Consider the following 17,960-nt stretch of genomic DNA (forward strand, 5'->3'; position numbering starts at 1 on the left):
GGCGGCGGGGGTTGGCTGCGGCGGGACTGGGGTTGTTGGGTCTGTGGGGTGCTCGTTGTGGCGGTGGAGGAGTTCGGCGATCCATCGTGCGGCTTGTCGTTGCGCAGCCAGCATGTGCTCGCGGGCGTCGGCCAGGTCGTGGTCGTCCGCGTGATCATCCAGGATCGTCGCCCACTGGCGGCTCAGCGCCTCGGCGTACCGGGCCTTTCGGATCTGCTCGTCGAACTGGTACTCCAGCTTGACCAGGCGGTCGACGTGCGGCTGGAGCGCCGGCATGATCCGTTCGTCGAGGCGGACGGCGGCGTCGGGGCGGCAGGTGAGCGTGATGTCGCCCCGCTGGTAGTGCCACAACGGCTCCTCGGCGAGCGCCTGCTGCAACGCCACCTCCAGGTCACCGGCCCGGTGCGGCGGCAGGTCGCGGGCGGCGTCCGCGGCGAGCCGGGTCAGTCGCTGGATCGCGGTGGGCTGGAAGTACTGCACGTACCAGCTCAGCACCTCGGAGCGAAGGCTCACCGCTGACGACCACGAGAACGTGGCGCGGACGTAGAACGAGTACACGTACCCGCGTGCCGGGACCGCGATCAGCCGTGGCGCGTCGCGCTGTTCGACGAGCGGGCCGGCTGGCGTCGGCGCGGCGGCGGAGTTGACGGGCGCCTCGTCCTGCAGCGCGGCGACCAGCCGATCCCAACTTCGCGACCACCACCGCCAGCCGCGCACACTCACGTCGCGGGCGATGGTCAACCCTCGAATGCCCCGGTGCCGCCACTGGTCCGCGGGCCTCGGCCTCCCATCGGGGGCGTCCGTCATGGCACCCCTCCACGGTCACGGATCCGCGCTTCACGCTAACAACCGGTGCCCGAAATGTCGGCCGCCACGCCGTCATCGCGACGTCGCTTGCTGATCGTCCGGGCGTCGTGTGGCGGTCAGCCGCGGGCGACATCCTGCCCGGGTGCGCACACTGCCGACCGTCGTCGCGTACCGGCTGCTCGGGGGAGTCGGTGCCACGCTGCTGTCCTGCGCCGGCCTGGCCGCCGGCGCGCTGCCCGTCGGCGCGCACGCCGCCTGGTGGAGCGCGCTGCGGCAGCTCGCGGGGCCGGGGTTGCTCTGCGGGTACGCGGGCCTGACCCTGCTCGTTGTCGCCTGGTGGTGGGCGGGCCGGCACCGACACGCACCCGACGAGGTCGTCGACCGGCGCTCCGCCGCGATCACCCTGGCCTGCTGGGCGGGGCCGTTGCTGGTGGCGCCGCCGCTGTTCAGCCGGGACGCGTACAGCTATCTGGCGCAGGGTGCGATGGTCCTCGCCGACATCGACGTGTACCGGCACGGGGTGGCCCAGTTGGGCGGCGCGTTGGCCGGTGAGGTGCCGCAGATGTGGCAGCAGACCCCGGCCCCCTACGGGCCGGTGTTCCTGGCGGTGGCGGCCGTGGTCACCGCGGCGACCGGCGGCAAGCTGGTGCTCGGCGTGCTCGGTCTGCGCCTGGTGGCGTTGGCCGGGGTAGCGCTGCTGGTGGCGTACCTGCCCCGATTGGCCCGGCACTGCGGCGTCGACCCGGCCGCCGCGCTCTGGCTTGGCGTGCTCAACCCGCTCGTACCGTTGCACCTCATCGCGGGAGCGCACAACGAGGCGGTGATGCTGGGGCTGCTGGTAGCCGGGCTGAGCCTCGCCTTCGAACACCGCTACGGCGCGGCCACCGTGCTGGTCACCCTCGCCGCGCTGGTCAAGGTGCCGGCGGTGGTCGGGCTGCTGGTGGTCGTGTCGCTCGCCGCGCGCCACCGTGGGCTGCCGACCTCGGTGGCCCGCACGGCCGGGGTCGCGCTGGGCACCGCCGCCGTGGTCACCTGGGCCACCGGCATCGGGTACGGGTGGGTCGGCGCGCTCGGCACACCGATGTACCGACACAGCTGGTCGATCTCCAGCGCGCTGGGTCGGGTGGCGCTGCGCGCGGCGGGGCGCTTCGGTCTGCACCTGGGCGACGCCCCGATGCGGCTCTGCCTGGCGCTGGGCGTGGCCGCCGCGTTGGCGGTGACGGTCGGCGTGTGGTGGCATCGGCGTCGGCTCGGCCCGGCGTACGCGCTGGGGTTGGTGCTGGTGGCGGCGGCGCTGCTCGGCCCAGCGACCCGGCCCTGGTACGCGCTCTGGGGTCTGGTGCTGATCGCGGCGGCGGCGCACGGGCGGGCCCGGCTGGCGGCGGCGCTGGGCGCGGTGGTGCTCGCGTTCGTGGCGCTGCCCAGTGGCTTCGGACCGGATGTGGCGCAGGCGGTGCTGGCCGCCGTCGGGGTGCTGGTGGGGTTGCTCGCGGTCGGTTCGCTGCGCCTGCTGGTGCCGCCCGCCCCGGTGGAGGTGGCCCGATGAACGCGGGCCGGCGGCGCGTGGTGACGGTGCTCGGCCTGGTGACCCTGCTCGCGGTGGCGATCGCGGTGCTGCCCGGGCATCGGGGCTGGTTCGACGTCGGTGTCTACCACGGCGCGGTCGGGCACTGGATGCGCGGCGGCGACCTGTACGAGTGGACCACAAGCAATGGGTACGGCTTCACCTACCCACCGTTCGCCGCGGTCAGCATGGTGCCGATGGCCGCGCTGGCCTGGTACCCGACGATCGTGGCGAACCTGCTGCTCACCGCGTTGGCCGTCGCCTTCCTGCTGCACCTGCTGGTCGACCCGTTGGCCCGGCGGCACGGGTGGACCCGCTGGTACGCGCTCGCGCTGGCCTGTTGCCTGCTGGCCGGGCTCAACCCGGTGCGGGACACGGTCAGCTTCGGGCAGGTCAACCTGTTGCTGGTGGCGTTGGTCTATCTGGACCTGTGGTTGTTGGAGCGGGGCAGTCGGCTGGCCGGTGTCGGGGTCGGGCTGGCCGCCGCGGTCAAGCTCACCCCGGCGGTCTTCATCGGGTACCTGCTGGTCACCGGGCGCTGGCGGGCCGCCGCCACGGCCATCGGCACGGCCGTCGGAGCGACGCTTGTCGCGGCGGCGCTCGCCCCGGACGCCACCCGGACGTTCTTTACCGAGGCGCTGTGGGACACCGATCGGGTCGGTGCGTTGGCGTACGTGTCGAACCAGTCACTGCTCGGCCTGGTCGCCCGGCTCGACCCGGAGCACCCGGACCGGTGGCTGTGGCTGCTACTGGTCGTCGTCGTGCTGGCGGTGTGGGCGGTGCGGGTACGTCGGGCGGTACGCGACGGCGACGAACGGGCTGGCTTCGCGCTGACCGGCGTCGCCGCGTGCCTGGTCAGCCCGGTCACCTGGGTGCATCACCTGGTGTGGCTGGTGCCGGGGCTGGTGGTGCTCGCCGCGTCCACGCTGCCGTGGCCGCCGGTCGACGCGACGGCCCGCCGTCGGACGCGGGCCGGCGTCGCCGGCTACGTCGTGCTCTGTAGTGGGCTGGTGTGGGTCTTCGCCAACGGGTCGACCGGGCCGTTGGGGTTCGTGGGCGCCAACGCGTACGTCTGGGTCAGCATCGGTTTGCTCGCGCTACTCCCGATCGGGCGTGCCGAGACAGGTGATCATCCGGGGTTAACCGAGCATTGTGGAGCAGTTGGGGTGCCGAGGGGTGTTGTCACCGACCGGAAGCGGTGAGACTGGGTCCGGTCCGACAATCACACGGATCGATGGATCGGATGGTCTGGAGGCAGCCTGTGTCCACCCTCGTGTCCCCGCTGGCCACGCTCGGCGCGATCCGCCGGCGTACCACCACCCTCGCCCTGCTCGTTGCCATGGTCGCCGCCGCGCTGGTCGGCCCGTCCGTGGTCTCCACCCGGCTGACCGACTCGGCTTCGGCTGCGGTCTACAGCTCCTGCACCATGAGCCGCTGCGCGGACGCCCGCACCGCCCGATCCGGCTGGTCCGCCAAGGGGTTCCCGACCAGTCGCGGCTGGTACTCCTGGAGCGGTGGCAAGTCCAACTTCGCCGGCGGCCAGTTCTACAACTACGAGGGTCAACTGCCCACCAACGCCATCTACTACGAGTACGACGTCTACCCGCGCACCCAGGGCGCCGCCCGGGACGCGTACCGGATCGTGGTGAACCGCAGCACCGGGGTCACCTGGTTCTCGCCCAACCACTACACCGACTTCTACCGACTCTGACCGGCCCGGGGTCGACCGGTCACGGTCGGTCGGCCCCGCTGCGGCAGCGTCGACCCGGTCAGATATCGCCCCGGTCGGATCAGGAGGCACGCGATGATCGATGACGGCGAGGATCGGATGCCCGATTGGCTGATCGTGTGCCGCGACGACGCCCCAGAGCTGCCCGACTCGGTGGCGCTGGCCGGAACGGCGACCCGGACCAGGGCCGGGCTGTTCGTCGCGCTCGCCACCGCGCTGGCCCTGCCGGCGTACCTGGGGGACACCTGGGACGCTCTCGCCGACGTGCTCCGGGACCGGCTCGACGCCGGCCCGCTCACCCTACTGATCACCGACGCCGGCCAACTGCTCGCCGACGAGCCGGCCGATCAGTACGCCCTGCTGCTCACCGTGCTCGGCAACCTCGCCGGCAGCGCTTCGCACCCGTTGCGCGTCGTCCTCGACGAGGCCCCACCGGCACACGGTGGGTGACGGCAGCCGGGGGCACGAGCTGCGATGAGCGTGATGCCTCACAGTCATCGTGATGCCTGAGAGTCATCACGCTCAGGAGCAACACGGCGCCGGCCCGCGCCGCCCGATCGGCTCTTGCGGCGCAGCCGCAGTGCCCGGGCGGCGATTGCGCAGGTCGAGAGCGACAGACGGCTGTGCGGGTGCTCAGTTTCCGACAATGACCGCCGCATCGGGCGACGGTGACGGTGGCGGTGACGCTTGGGTGACGGGCCCTCCGCGATCCTCGTGCCGAGCCGGTCAGGGTGTGCCGGCACGGGCAGCGGGGAGGCCGTGCGGTGGACTTCGTCGACGGGGTGCTGGTGCGGCTGGCCGATCCGGGCACCCGCGCCGCGCTCTTCGATGACGCGTCGCTGGCGCACCTGGTCGAGGCCGCGTACGACACCGAGGCGATGCCGGTCGGGCCGCCGTACGCGGCGGTCTTCGACGAGCTGACCCTCGGCTTCGCCGCCGCCCCCGTCACGATGGCCGAGGGGGAGTGGCTGGGCGCCGGCGGCACCAACCGCACCGAGCTGCGCGTACGCCTGCACGGCCTCGGCGGCTCGGCGCTGCGCATCGACGCCCTGTGGCGGGGCAGCCTGGTAGTGCGGACCAGCGCCGCCCGGGACCGGGTCGAGGACCTCGACGTGGCGATGCCCGCCTTCGACGTGGACCCGCAGATCGTCGCCGACCTTGGCGCGTTGCCGGCCGACCCGGCGCAGTTGGAGGCTGAGCGGCGGACCCGGTTGGTGACCCGGCTGCGGGCCGGGCTGCACCAGCCGGCCGCGTTCACCGACGCCCACCTGGACCGGCTGCTCGCCGGTGTCGGCGCCACCAACGCCGGTGACCTGGTGGCGCGGATGCGCGGGCAGGCCGCCGGGGCCACCGTGAAACTGCGCTACGCCGCGCCGTCGGCCGCCCCACCGACCCCGCGCCCGCTGCCGTTCGCCGCCGCCGTGCTGATCCGCGACCAGGGCTTCTCCCTGGCCGACCTGCTGGTCGAGACCCGCCTGGTGCGGGCCCGCGCCGAGGAGTTGGGCCTGGACGTGCCCGCGCCGGACGACGTGCGACGGCGACACCGGGTGGTCGCCGTCTGGGTGGTGCCCATCGAGACGTTCGACGACGACGGCTGGCCCGGCGGTGACACCGGCACCGACGCGCAGAAGCGCGCCGCCCGGTTCGCCCGGGCCGGCCAATGGCTCGCCCGCAGCGGCATCGGGCTCGCCGCCGTGACGACCTGACCCCGCCCAACGACCACGGCGGCCGGGGGCCGCCAGAGACCGCACTAGCAACTTCGTCCGGGAGGACCCGTGGCACCGACAGCAGCATTCCCGTTCATCGAGGTCCGGATCGTGCCGCCACCGGCGCCGCTGGCCCAGCGCTCGCCGGGTGTCATCGCCGTCGTGGGCAAGGCGCCGTCCACGGCCGACGGCGGTTCGGCGCCGGCGAACACGCCGGTGCGGATCGAGACCCTCGACGACGCGGTCACCAACTTCGCCCGCCGGCAGACCGGCAACGTGGTCCGCAACGCCCTCTACAACTCCCTTGAGCTGGCGTTCCTGCAGGACCCGCGTCCGGCGAAGGTGTACGGGGTCAAGGTCGCCGGCGACGACTACGCCGCAGCCCTGAGCGGCCTGGAGGCCGCCGACGACGTGACAATGGTGTCGCTGGCCAACGAGTCGGGCGTCGGCAACCCGGCCGGTGCGGGCGCACCCACCGGGCTGCACGCGCTCAAGGCGCACGTGGAGACGATGTCCGCGGCCGGCCAGCGACGGATCGGCTTCGCCATGGTCAACCCGGCCACCGAGAAGGGCCCCACCTACGTCGCGGACATCACCACCGCCGCGAACCCGCTCAAGAGCAGCACCAGCCGGATGGTGATGATCGCCGCTCGAGGCGCGGACGGTGACGCGGCCACCGCCGCGATGGCGGCCGTGGCCGGGCTGCCGGTGCACCACAGCATCGTGTTGAAGAAGATCCGGGGAGTGGCCATCCCGGTGGCCAAGCAGTACAGCCCGGCCGAGATCAAGGGACTCTCCGAGGCCAACCTGACGCCGATCATCGACCCAACGCTGATCACCGGGGAGAGCCTGCACTTCGCCGACGGGCGGTTGTTCACCTCCGACGCGAGCCTTTTGCACGTCGACCTGGTGCGCACCCTGGACCAGATCGAGTTCATGCTGCGCGCCGGCCTGATCGGCCTGGTCGGTGACGCCCGGATCACCAAGCCGGGCATGACGCTGCTGAAGACCCAGGTCGACGGCATCCTCGGCCCACTCAAGCGGCAGGCGGTGATCGACGACTACCGCATCGAGATCCCGGTGCTGGACATCCTCGCCATCCCCGAGGTCGCACGTACCGCCACCGACACCTCGATCGTCACCGCCGCCCGGGCCGACCGCACCGTCGACCTGGTCGTCACCGTCACCTACGGCCCGGCCGTGAGCCGCCTGCTGGTCACGCTCGTGGCCAAGTTCTGACCCGGAGGAACCAGACCATGGAGTGGAAGACCCGCCTCGCGGTGCAGTACACCAAGGGCACCGAGACGGTGTTGATCAGCCCGATCGACTCGTTCAGCCCGTCCTTCTCGCTCAACGTCGAGGCGCTGCACTCGTGCGAGGTGACCCACCTGGGCGTCATCCACGCGCCGGTCTCGATGAACTTCACGATGACCGTCAAGGCGATCGGGGACGTCGCCGGTCGGCTCACCAAGCTGGCCCTGGACGGCGAGCTGTTCGACATCGCGCTGCTGGAGCACACCGGCGACGACTGGTCGTTCTCGTCGTTCGTGCTGCGGGACTGCCTGATCACCAGCGCCACCCCGACCACCGCCACCATCTCCGGCGCACCGGCGGCGACCTTCAGCGGCTTCAGCCTGGCCGCCTCGGTGGACCCGAAGACCGGCGACCCGTCCGTCCTGCCCTGACCGGCCAACGACGGCACGCCGACGACAAACCCGCCGACGACGACTGACCGGAGGTAGTAGATGGCGACCGGTGCTGGCCGTGCCGCCCGGGTCACCCGTACCGGGCTGGCCCTGGTGCACGCGGGTGAGATCGTGCTGCCGGCGGCCGGTAGCGAGGCGGAGGCCGAGCAGGTGGCCGAGGACGACCGCGCGGTGATCGCGTACCACTTCCCGGTGGAGATCGAGGTGGTCGCGGCCGGCGGCGCGGTCGACGCCGACGCGCTCGCCGACCTCGCGCTGGCCCGCCTCGCCGAGCACCTGGACGGGCGGTGCTGACGGTGGCCATCTCGGTGCACGTTCCGGTGCGCATCCGGGTGGACGCCCGCTCGCTGGCTGAGCGTCCGGAGGCGGTGACCGACGCGCTCGGCGCGGCGCTGGCCCGCGCGCTGGAACGCTCCCGGCGCGAGGTGGTCACGCCCCGCGGCGGCTACCTGGAGGTACGCCCCAACGCGCCGACCTTCCGCTGGACCGGTGCGGGCGTGCAGAGGGTGTCCCCGGACGACCGGCGGGCCGTCGAGGCCCGGCTGCGCCGGCGCGTCGACGAGGTGGTCACCGCCGCGCGGCTGGACCCGGGGCTGCCGCCCGGGGTGGCCGTGCCGCTGAGCCAGCCAGCGGCCGAGCTGTTCGACCCACAGCGGATGCGCCACCTGCTGGCCGTCTACCGGGTGCCGTCCTACGACGACGGTGGTGACGCCGCCGAGGTGCCGGTGGACGGCGACGAGCCGCCCCCGGTCACCCACCAGTGGCTGCTGCGGCCGGTCACCTACCTGGTCGGGCACTTCGCCGAGCTGGCCCGGGAGGCGGTACGCCAGCACGGTGGCCTGCCGTCGGGCACCCCGCAGGGGGTCATCGCGCGGGTGATCGACCCGACCGGCCGGCAGGTGTGGCTGGTCATGGTGACCACCACCCCGCTGTCGTACCTGACCTTCGACACGTTCGGCGAGACGGTGTTCCGGGCCACCCCGCAGCCGCACTTCGAGGTGGAGGCGCGGGTGCCCAGCCCGCAGCCCGGCACGGTGGAGCGTCGGCCGGTCACCGACCGGGCCGGGCTGGTGGCCATGGTGGACGCGGAACTCGGCGACGACATCCGGCAGCGGCTGCGCCTCGCCCAGCCGCGCGGTGAGACGACAAGCGTCGAGGAGTACCGGACGCAGATCGAACGCGCCGTCGACGTGGAGGTGACCCGGCGGGTCGACGGGATCCTCGCCTCGGTGGGCGGGGCGTTGCCGACCAGCCTGGTGGTGGTTCGCGTCGGAGGGGTGTCCCTGCTGCTGGTGGGCACCGAGGAGACCGACGCCACGCTGCACTGGACCGGCACGGCCAACCTGTTGCCGATAAGCGTCGAGCAGCGTCCGGCGACCCCACCGGACCCGAACGCCCCGCCCGGCGGCGGCATCGGCTCCGGCGCGGCCGGCACCGGCGCCGGTTCGGGCAACGGCAGCGCCTCCGGCCCCGGCAGCGGCACGGGCAGCGGGCCGGGCGGCACCGGAGGGCTGGGTACCGGCAGTGGGCCCGGCGGTGACGCCGGTGGCAGCGCTGGGGACGGCACCGGGGGCGCCCGACGGGGCGGGTTCGTCTTCGACCCGAGTAGCCCCAGCGCCCCGCCCGGCGTCGAGGGACGACGGTTCCCCGCCGTCACCGGTGCGCACTCCGAGCTGCGGGCCTGCGCGCCGTACAACGGCGAACCGGAGCTGGCCGCGCTCGGGCCGGATGGCGACGAGCTGCGCCGGCTGATGGACGACATCGCGTTCCGGTTGCAGATGGGCGAGCCGTGCCGCTACCCGGCGAACTTCTGCCTGCAGGCCGCCGCCATGCTGCGCGGCCGGGCCGCGGCGATCAGTCTGCTGGTCGGCTCGGCCGAGCGGGAGGCGTTCACCCGACCCGTACCGGAGGGCAGCGGCCGGCTCGGCCCGCTGGACTTCCGGCCGGTCGCCTCACCCGCCGTGCAGTTCCTGCGCCACCTGGCCGGGGTGGTGCCCCGACTGGATCGACTCGCCCAACTGGTGATGGGCCGCTACAGCCAGCCCGAGCACTTCGCCCGGATCCAGGGTGGCTGGATCGACACGTCCGCGTCCTGGAACCTGCACTTCATCCAGGCGTTCAGCCCCGCTGTCAAGGGCGCCGTCGGGCAGCTCTTCATGGTCGGCAGCCAAGCCATGCTGGTGCAGCTACTGCTCAGCTCGCGTACCGGCATCGACGCGCGGATCGCCCACTTCGACAGGTACGCGCCGATCTTCGAGCGGCTGATCGTCTCCCAGCTCACCGACTACGCCGAGCTGCAGGGCCTGCGGGAGCGGCTGCGCCGCCACGAGGCCGCCCGGTGGGTGTCCGCCCACACCGACCTCGGCGGCGGCACCCTCGCCACGGTGAGCATGGCCAACCCGTCCACCGCCTGGTACGGGGCCGCCCGCGCCATCTCCAGCGCGTTCCTCGCCACCGAGGCCGCCCTGAGCAGCCCCGGCGCGGCCGGTGAGATCGTCGAACGCGACGGCACCACCCGCATCCGCGACTCGCACGCGGTGCTCTGGACCCTCGCCGAGATCGAACAGGCGCTGGTCATCCAACGCGGCGAGGCCGAGGGCATCGACCCGCTGGTCAAGCAGATCACCGACCTGCCCGACGTGCTGGCCCGCTTCGCCGGCGACCGGTCCGCCATCCGCGACGAACTGTGGCGGGTCCTGCAGGACATGCGGCGCAACAACACCGAGATGCTCGGCCGCGCCCGCACCGACGCCCGGTTCGCCTTCCGGTCCAGCCGGATCAGCGAACACATCCCGTCGGCCACCATCCCCCGTGGACGCTTCGCCCTGCAGGGCATCCACCTCGTCACCCACCAGCAGATCGGCGAGTTCTTCGGCGCCAACCTCTACTACGCCACCGGCGTCGACGACCTGTTCAGCACCGAGCTGGGCCGGGAGGCGCTCAGCGCGTTCGCCGTCATGGTGGGGATCATCGCGCTGTCGCTGCTCTGCCCACCGCTGGGCTTCGTGGTCGGGGTCGCCGTCGCCGCCGTCGACGTGGCCCACGCCCACCAGCGCGAGCGCCTCTACTCCTCGATGCTCGACCCGGAGCTGGTGCTGACCCGCACCGAGGTCGAGGTCGAGCTGTTCGCCGCGTACCTCGGATTGGCGCTGTCGCTGATCCCGGAGGCCGGCACCATCGGCGGCGCGGCCGTGCGCGGCGGGCGGGTCGCCCTACGCTTCGGCGTCCGCGCCGGGCTGCGCGCCGCCCGGGGGTACGTGGTGCGTCGCGTCACCCGGCAGATCATCGAAGCCGCGTCCCGTGACCTGCTCCAGGGGTTCCTCACCGAGATCCTGCTCAACGAGGTGCTGGAACGGGTCGTGCAGAAGCTGATGGAGCCGGTGCTCGCGTACGTGGAGCGGGAGGCGATGCTCAGCGGCGCGGTCGGTGGCCCGGAGGGCGCCCGGTTCATCCTCATGGTGCTCGACTCACAACCCGGTGGCGCCGCCGCCGGCCCCCGCGTCCCGGTGGTGCGGCCGTGACCGGGCCGCGCCGGTTCCGCGCCGGCCGGTTCCTCGACGCCGCCGCCGTGCACGCCGCCGCCGACGCGAACCCCCGGCTGCGCCAGTTCATGCGGACCGTCGCCGCGCACAGCGAGGCCGGCGAGGTGCGCTCCCGGCGACTCCTGGAACACCTCGTTCGGCGCATGATCGACGACGTCGCCGACCTGTACTTGAACAACGCGCTCAACCGGCTGGAACGCATCACCGTGCTGCGCGACAACATCGCCGCCATCCTCGACCACGTACTCGAGGGCGGCACCCTGCCCGAGGGGGTGCGGGTGGCCACCCTCGGCGAGCACTTCGACCAGCTCAGCACCGAGATGCGCGAGTTGAGCCGACCGCGCGACGGCATCGTCGGGGACGCGCCGCTGCGGCTGGCCGACGACTCCGCCGCGTACGCCGACTCGCTGCTGCGCGAGTTCGACGCCGCCGGCGGTGGCGCGGGCGGCCGGCACGTGGAGCCCACCGACATCGTTGGCAACGCGTTCCAGGCCATGCCGGCGGACCGGCAGGCCGCGCTGCGCCGTGCTGCCGCGCTGGAACCGACCGCGCTGTGGCACGCGGTGGCCGCCGAGTCGGAGGCCGCAAAGCGGGCCGCCCTGGCGGACCTGGAGACCCGGCTCGGCGGCCGGCTCACCCCGGACGAGCTGGCCCGGCTGCGGACCGCCGTCGACGATCTCGGCAAGGCCCGCTCGCGCGGCCTGCAGATGAGCGAGGCGCGACTGGCCGAAGCTCTCGCGCGGATCGCCGACCCGGACCTGCGGGCCGTGGTGTCCGGCGGCGACGTCTGGCTCACCCAGCAGCTCGCCGTGCACAACCCGGAGGCCCTGGCCACCCTCTGGCGGCGCTTCCGCGACCGGGGCGGCCGCGCCGACGACGGCCCCGGCTTCCGCGCCTACCTGCGCCACGACATGGTCACCTACGGGCGGGGTGTGCTCGGCGAGTACAGCGCGGCGTTCTCACTGAGCAGCATCGAGCTGTTCCTGAAGGGCCCGGACGCCAACGTCAAGGTCGCCGGCACCGACCTCGTCGGCATCGGCCACGACGGCTGGGTCTGGCTGCTCGACGACAAGTCGCACCGCGCGACGAGCGTCAGCGGAGTCAGCGCGCTCACCGAGAACCTGGTCACCAACCTGCGCCGCGACGCCGCCGACTTCCGCGACGCCATCGCCCGACTGCAACGCGACGACCCCGGCTTCACCCCCGACCCGCGCATCCTCGACGCGATCTCCCGGATGGAGGACGCCGCCGCCGAGATCGACCGGATCAACCGGCGCGGCTCCGCGTCCACCCGGCCCGCGCGGATCAGCGCCGCGCTGGAAGCACGCCGGCTGCGGCTGCGGGTCACCAGCGCCGCCGGCGAGGTCCGCGAGATCACCCAGGCGCTGCGCGACCTGGGCCTGGCCGTCGAACCCACCGGCACGCCGGTGCCGCTGCCACCCACCGGAGGGCGCTGAGCATGGCCATCACCAGCAGCTTCATGCGGTACGGCACGGTGCCGTCCGCGATAATCAGCGACGGGATCCTGCCGATTCCGATCTGGGCGGTCACCGCTATCTCGCTTGCCGAGACGTACCACCTGCCGCCGATCGGCTCCACCGCGCACAAGGCCATCGTGGCCACCCACGACGACACCATCACGCTGACCGGGGTGCTCGTCGGCGCGGAACGCTACGCCTGGAAGTTCGCGCTGGAGACGATGGCCGAGGCGAGCAAACGCGGCACCGCCCTCGCCGCGTACTCCGGGGGGAAGTTCGGCGGGCTGATCCTGGTCACCTCCATGACCATCCGCACTGACATGCAGGTGCAGTCGCTGACCTTCAACGCCTCGGCCGCCCGCCGTGACGTCCTGGACACCACCATCACCCTCGTCCACGTGCCCCGTCCCAGCCTGCTCGGCAAGCTGCTCGACGTGGCCAGCATCGGAGTCGGCGCGCTCGCCGACGGGTTGGGCAACTGATGCCACAGTTCCCGATCGACCGCTACCTGCTGCCGGAGACACCCGTCGAGGTGCCCGACGGGTTCACCGAGGTGCGGCAGAGCCTCACCGCCGGCCTCCCGCACCGCGTCGAGCTGGGCGTCGGCGTGCACGCGGTGCTGATCCTGCCCACCGGGCTGGCCCGGCAGTGGCTGCACACCGACCCACTCGCCGTGGTCAGCAGCTCCGCCGACGACCTGGCGCCCCGGCCCGCGCCGCCGGCCACACCCGCGCCACCGGCCCTGGTCGGTCGGGTGCCGCTGCGCCTCGTCGTCCGCCAGGGCACCCGGATCCTCGGCTCGGTGCCGCTCGCCGCCGGCCTGCGCCGGGTCTGCCCCGACGCCGGCACGCCCGCCGACAGCGCCGGATCCGCCTCGGTCGCCGTGGAGCTGCTGGTGCTGAGCTGGCTGGTGCACGCCGGGACGGTCCGCGGCTCCGGCGACTACGGCTCGTCCATCGCGCTGGCCTGGCGTCGGGCCGACCGGGCGGTGGATGAGTTCGGGCCGCCGCCGATCAACGAGTTCGTCTGGCGTCGCCGCCCACCCGCGCAGCGCGTCGAATCCGAGTTGGGCCCCGCCCGGCTGCGCTACCGCTACCTGCTCGACAAGAAGCTGCGAAGGGTGCTGCGATGACGCTCACGCCGTTCCAGACCGGCCAGGTACGCCAGGGTGCGGTCGGCAACGACGCCGGCTGGACCCTGACGTTTCACCGGGAGACCCCGACCGGGCTGAGTCAGGACGCCGCGCTCACCCTGTCCAGTGCCGACTACTACGCGGCCATCGACGCCGCGCTGCCCGACGGGCTGGGCCCCGGCGCGTACACGATCACCGTGCAGGGGCTGATCGACGAGCACTTCGCCGCGCTGCGCACCGCCGAGGGGCAACCGCCGCTGGTGGCCAAGCTGCACCTGTACTGGCGCGACGCGAACACCTCCGTCGGCGCGTTCTTCACCAACCTGGTCGGCGTCAACGCGGGCCCGACCCCGGCCGAGCTGACCCAGGCGCTGGTCGCCGTGCTGCGGGTGACGAAGGTGCGTCGGCTCACCGGCGAGCGGACCTACGACACCGAGCTGACCCTCGTCGAGCAGGCGTACGCCCGGCTCGGGCAGCGGGTGACCGAACGGTTCGAGGCGGCGACCTTCACCGCCGCGATCCGGGCCGTCGCCGACCGCACCCGGGTGGACATCGCCACCTGGGGCGGCAACCCGGACGGCACGATGACCCGGGGAGCCACCGAGGCAGCCGGTGACGAGCGGGTGGCCTTCGGCGCCGGCCTGCTCTACCGCGCCGCGCTGGAGCGTATCGGCGGCGCGTTGCAGCAGTCGCTCAACGCGTACGGGCGGGGGATGCTGCTGATCCGCGACGGTACCGTGCACGTCGGCAAGCGTCCCATCCCGTACCCGGAGGGGGAGCCCAAGCCGCTGACCCTCGCCACCGGGCTGCTGGCCTGCACCGAGAACGGCAGCCAGGACACCGACCCGTACGCGGCCACCGAGTCCGGCGGCACCGCCGCACCGCGCCGTCGGGCGTGGACGCTTACCCTCAAAGGCCGCCCCGACCTGAAGCCCGGCGACCTGGTGTGCTTCGACCCGCCGGCGGTGGACGAGGCCACCACGCTGGGCAGCGTCGGCGCGGCGCTGCTCGGCTCGTTCGCGGCGCCGTTCGCCCCGTCGACCGGGGAGTTGGGCGCGGGGGCGAAACTGCTCTACCTCAGCGCCGCCCGGCACACCCTGTCGCGTACCGCCGGATTCGTCACGGTGGTGCAGGGCGTCGAGGTCACCTCGGGCGCCCAGGCGTGGGACAGCTGGAGCGACGCCTCCGGCGTGGGCACCGCCGAGCCGGCCGGCCCGGCGTCCTCGCCCGGGGTGGCCGCCGCCGAGGCGGTGCGTCGCGCGGCCCGCGCCGCCCGGGGTGAGACGCGGGGCCTGGAGATCGGCGAGGTGCGCGCGGCGGCCACCAACGCCAGCGGCGCGGTCGAACCGCCGGCGCAGACCGAGACGGTGTGGGAGGGCCTGGCCCGCCCGGACGGCCGACCCAACGGCGTCCGCCGTCTGCCGGTACGCCGGGAGCAGCCCGCGCCGCTGCCCGGGGTGACCTACCTGACCCCGTTCGCCTGGGGTGGCTGCGGGCTCATCCTGCCCCGCTACCCGGGCACCCGGGTGGCGCTGGCCTACCGCAACGGGGCGCCGGACGACCCGGTGGAGGTGGGTGCGCTCTGGCCGACCGGGCACGCCCCGGTCTCCGAGCCGGGGGACTGGTGGCTGTCCCTGCCGGTCGGGGTGGCCAGCAGCAGCCGCTCGTCGATCGGCGACTCGGTGGTCCCCGCCGACCACGACGGCAAGGTGGCGCACGACCTCACCGACGGCGACGGCAACCGAGTCATCGAGCTGGGGGAGTTGACCGTGCGGGTGGGCCGGGCCCAGCTGCAGGGCCGTGGTCAGCGCCCGGCCCGCGCGGACGAGGCCGACAGCATCACCATCGAGCACGCCGCCGGAGGGTCGTCGATCGTGATGAAGCAGGACGGCTCGATCACCATCACCGCCACCCAGATCGACCTGGACGCGGGCAACGGCGCGGTGAACATCAGCGGCGGCACCGTCAACATCGCCGCCGACGACGTCGACGTCCAGGTCAGCAACGCGATGAACGTCCACTGAGGAGAGAGCGATATGGCTTTCGTGCTCACCACGTCGAGCGACGTGCACTGCCCCAACCAGGGCAAGGTCTCCCCGGCCGGGCAGAGCAAGCTCACCGTCGACCACGTCGCGGTGACCCGGCCGGACGGGATCAGCGGCAAGTCGGTGGCGGGGTGCACCATCACCACCAGCAACTCCACCAAGCAGTGCAGCACGGTGACCACCGCGACCGGCGCCGCCAGCAAGCTCAAGGTCGGCGGGGCAGGGGTGGCTCTGGACTCGCTCAGCGGCGCCACCGACGGCTCCAGCCCCGGCCTGTCCGCCAGCGCCGGGCAGACCAAGCTGAAGGCGGTCTGAGATGGACCGCACCGAACGGGAACGGCAGGCCGCCCAGCGCCGCTACCTCGGCTGGGGCCTCGCCTTCGAACCCACCATGCCCGGCGTGGACCTGGCCCGCGACGTCGTCTTCGACGACGGCCCCAACGGCCGGGTGCTGGCCCTCGTCGCCGGCACCGAGAACGTGGCCCAGAGCCTCGCGGTGGCGCTGACCACGCTGCGCGGCTCGAACGTCTTCGACGCCACCTTCGGCTTCGACGGCCTCAACGCCCTCGCCGAGCAGATCGAGCCGAACCTGATCCGCGAGCAGGTACGCATCGGCATCATCACTCTGCTCGACCGCGACCCCCGCGTCCGCAAGATCGTCGACGTCAACCTCGACGATGGTCGGCTCGGCGCGGCCGGCGCCGATGACGCCGCCCGAGCCGCGCTGCGCTCGTCTCGCACCCTCCAGGTGCAGGTCCAGTTCGAAACCATCACCGACGACCGGCTCTCGGTGCATCTCGGGGAGCTGCCCAGTGTCTGATCCCACCCTCCCCGCCGAGCTGGCCGACGTCCTCGCCGTCGACGCCGCCGCGCTGCGGGCCACCGGCTCGACCGGCTTCGGCATCGTCGAGAGCGGCTTCGTTCCGAAGTCCTTCGCCCGACTGCTCGCCGAGAAGCTGGCCACCGCCCGACTGCTCTTCGGCGACGACATCGACCTGACCAGCGGTGCCGTGCTGCGCAAGGTCCTCGAACTGGCCGCGCTGGAGGACGCCCGGCTGTGGGCGGCGCTCGGCGCGGTCTACGACAACTCGTACGTGGTGTCGGCGACCGCCGACGCGCTGACCCGCCTCGGCGAGGAACTCGGCATCCCCCGGCCCTACCTGTCGGCCCGGGGCACGGTGAAGCTGAGACTGAAGGCGGCGCTGCCCACCGGCCGCACCCAGCTCACGCTGCCCCGGGGCGCCCGGCTGTCCACACCGGGCGGGCACCACGTGGCCCTGGACGAGACGGTGGTGCTCTCCGCCGCCGTGGCTGAACGGGTGCCGGCCGTCGCCGCGTTCTACCCCGGCCCGGCGCACAACCTCGACCCGACGCAGGCCAGCCAGAAGATCGACAGGTGGAACCGCGCCGACACCCTGCTGGCCGACCTGGACGACGCCGAGCAGGCCGCCGGCGCGGAGCTGGTGGAGATCACCCACACCGTCGCGCTGACCGGGGGCGAGCAGCAGGTCTCCGACGCCCGCTACCGGCAGCTGCTGCTCGCCGCGCCTCGCTCGATCTGGACGGCCGAGGCGATCGGCCTGGCCGTGGCCACCGTGCCCGGCGTACGCCAGGTGCAGGTCTTCGACGGTCGGGGTGGGCTGGACCTCAACCAGTCCATCTTCGGCAACTTCAACTTCATCGAGCGGGTCTTCAGCACCGAGCGTGACCTGGGTAATCCGTACTACGTCACGGTGCTTGTCGCGCCGACCGCCGCGGCCATCTGGGACGGCCCGGACGGGTTGCACGCGGCCGTCGATTCGGTCATCGAGGACCTGCGCCCGGTGGGCATCTTCGCCTCGGTGGACCGGGCCGACGAGGTGGGCATCGGCGTCGAGGCCGACCTGGTGATCCGGGGCCTGCCGCTGCCCACCGGCTCGAAGGAGACGGTGAACGCCTCCACCGCCGCCACCGAGCTGCGGGCCCGGCTGCACGCCCGACTACGCCGCTACGTCGACGAGCTGCCGTTCGGTGAGCCGGTCCGCGCCGCCGAGGTGATCTGGACGCTGATGAACGAGCCCGGTGTCGCGGACGTCCGCGACCTGCGGCTGGTCCGCTTCCCGGCCGACTCGGCGGTGGTGGTGACCGGCAGCGCGCCCACCGGCGACGGGGTGCAGCGACTGCCGGTCGGCGACAACGCGGTGCTCGCCGCGAACCAGGTGCCCGTCTACGTCGACCGGGACGACCCCCGGCCGTTCCGGATCGTCTGAGC

The 17,960-nt window shown here is 73.1% G+C and carries 17 protein-coding genes; 16 read left to right on the plus strand and 1 reads right to left on the minus strand.

The window, feature by feature from the left end:
• A partial coding sequence (locus tag IF46_RS0118910; protein ID WP_157563162.1) for a hypothetical protein occupies positions 1 to 807 on the minus strand: 807 nt, incomplete at its 3' end.
• 142 nt (positions 808 to 949) lie between these two features.
• Between IF46_RS0118910 and mptB the strand changes: the two genes are divergently transcribed.
• The 16 genes from mptB to IF46_RS0118990 all read left to right on the plus strand — a co-directional run bounded on the left by mptB (position 950) and on the right by IF46_RS0118990 (position 17,958).
• Positions 950 to 2,353 (plus strand): polyprenol phosphomannose-dependent alpha 1,6 mannosyltransferase MptB, encoded by a 1,404-nt coding sequence (gene mptB, locus IF46_RS0118915; protein ID WP_036392547.1) that lies wholly within the window; start codon positions 950 to 952, stop codon positions 2,351 to 2,353.
• Positions 2,350 to 3,573, plus strand: coding sequence for a glycosyltransferase 87 family protein (locus IF46_RS0118920; protein ID WP_051724007.1), 1,224 nt, complete (start codon positions 2,350 to 2,352; stop codon positions 3,571 to 3,573). The genes mptB and IF46_RS0118920 overlap by 4 nt, the downstream gene beginning before the upstream one ends.
• A 59-nt stretch (positions 3,574 to 3,632) precedes the next feature.
• Positions 3,633 to 4,082: a ribonuclease domain-containing protein gene (locus IF46_RS0118925; protein ID WP_232234085.1), complete on the plus strand. Its 450-nt coding sequence runs from the start codon at positions 3,633 to 3,635 to the stop codon at positions 4,080 to 4,082.
• Between the two features lie 93 nt (positions 4,083 to 4,175).
• Positions 4,176 to 4,550 carry a barstar family protein gene (locus IF46_RS0118930; RefSeq protein WP_051724008.1) on the plus strand — a complete coding sequence of 125 codons (375 nt, stop codon included), beginning with the start codon at positions 4,176 to 4,178 and terminating at the stop codon, positions 4,548 to 4,550.
• Between the two features lie 314 nt (positions 4,551 to 4,864).
• Positions 4,865 to 5,806, plus strand: coding sequence for a hypothetical protein (locus IF46_RS0118935; protein ID WP_030489673.1), 942 nt, complete (start codon positions 4,865 to 4,867; stop codon positions 5,804 to 5,806).
• A 69-nt stretch (positions 5,807 to 5,875) separates the two neighbouring features.
• A complete protein-coding gene (locus IF46_RS0118940) occupies positions 5,876 to 7,045 on the plus strand; it encodes a hypothetical protein (RefSeq protein ID WP_030489674.1) in 1,170 nt (389 codons plus the stop codon).
• Between the two features lie 17 nt (positions 7,046 to 7,062).
• Positions 7,063 to 7,491 carry a hypothetical protein gene (locus IF46_RS0118945; protein WP_030489675.1) on the plus strand — a complete coding sequence of 143 codons (429 nt, stop codon included), beginning with the start codon at positions 7,063 to 7,065 and terminating at the stop codon, positions 7,489 to 7,491.
• Between the two features lie 60 nt (positions 7,492 to 7,551).
• Positions 7,552 to 7,806 (plus strand): hypothetical protein, encoded by a 255-nt coding sequence (locus IF46_RS0118950; RefSeq protein ID WP_030489676.1) that lies wholly within the window; start codon positions 7,552 to 7,554, stop codon positions 7,804 to 7,806.
• The gene (locus IF46_RS0118955; RefSeq protein ID WP_030489677.1) at positions 7,800 to 11,033 is read left to right on the plus strand and encodes a hypothetical protein; all 3,234 of its coding nucleotides are present in this window, start codon (positions 7,800 to 7,802) and stop codon (positions 11,031 to 11,033) included. The genes IF46_RS0118950 and IF46_RS0118955 overlap by 7 nt, the downstream gene beginning before the upstream one ends.
• Positions 11,030 to 12,511 carry a hypothetical protein gene (locus IF46_RS0118960; protein ID WP_030489678.1) on the plus strand — a complete coding sequence of 494 codons (1,482 nt, stop codon included), beginning with the start codon at positions 11,030 to 11,032 and terminating at the stop codon, positions 12,509 to 12,511. The genes IF46_RS0118955 and IF46_RS0118960 overlap by 4 nt, the downstream gene beginning before the upstream one ends.
• A gap of 2 nt (positions 12,512 to 12,513) precedes the next feature.
• Positions 12,514 to 13,014: a hypothetical protein gene (locus IF46_RS0118965; RefSeq protein WP_030489679.1), complete on the plus strand. Its 501-nt coding sequence runs from the start codon at positions 12,514 to 12,516 to the stop codon at positions 13,012 to 13,014.
• The gene (locus IF46_RS0118970; protein ID WP_030489680.1) at positions 13,014 to 13,664 is read left to right on the plus strand and encodes a hypothetical protein; all 651 of its coding nucleotides are present in this window, start codon (positions 13,014 to 13,016) and stop codon (positions 13,662 to 13,664) included. Before IF46_RS0118965 ends, IF46_RS0118970 begins: the two co-directional genes overlap by 1 nt.
• Complete coding sequence (locus IF46_RS0118975) at positions 13,661 to 15,688, plus strand: hypothetical protein (protein WP_030489681.1); 2,028 nt, start codon at positions 13,661 to 13,663, stop codon at positions 15,686 to 15,688. Before IF46_RS0118970 ends, IF46_RS0118975 begins: the two co-directional genes overlap by 4 nt.
• A gap of 12 nt (positions 15,689 to 15,700) precedes the next feature.
• The gene (locus IF46_RS0118980; RefSeq protein ID WP_030489682.1) at positions 15,701 to 16,024 is read left to right on the plus strand and encodes a hypothetical protein; all 324 of its coding nucleotides are present in this window, start codon (positions 15,701 to 15,703) and stop codon (positions 16,022 to 16,024) included.
• A 1-nt stretch (position 16,025) separates the two neighbouring features.
• A complete protein-coding gene (locus tag IF46_RS34825; protein ID WP_030489683.1) occupies positions 16,026 to 16,529 on the plus strand; it encodes a hypothetical protein in 504 nt (167 codons plus the stop codon).
• Complete coding sequence (locus tag IF46_RS0118990; protein WP_030489684.1) at positions 16,522 to 17,958, plus strand: baseplate J/gp47 family protein; 1,437 nt, start codon at positions 16,522 to 16,524, stop codon at positions 17,956 to 17,958. Before IF46_RS34825 ends, IF46_RS0118990 begins: the two co-directional genes overlap by 8 nt.
• Positions 17,959 to 17,960: the final 2 nt, after the last annotated feature.

Source organism: Micromonospora chokoriensis (assembly GCF_000718555.1).
Taxonomy (GTDB): Bacteria; Actinomycetota; Actinomycetes; order Mycobacteriales; family Micromonosporaceae; genus Micromonospora; species Micromonospora chokoriensis_B.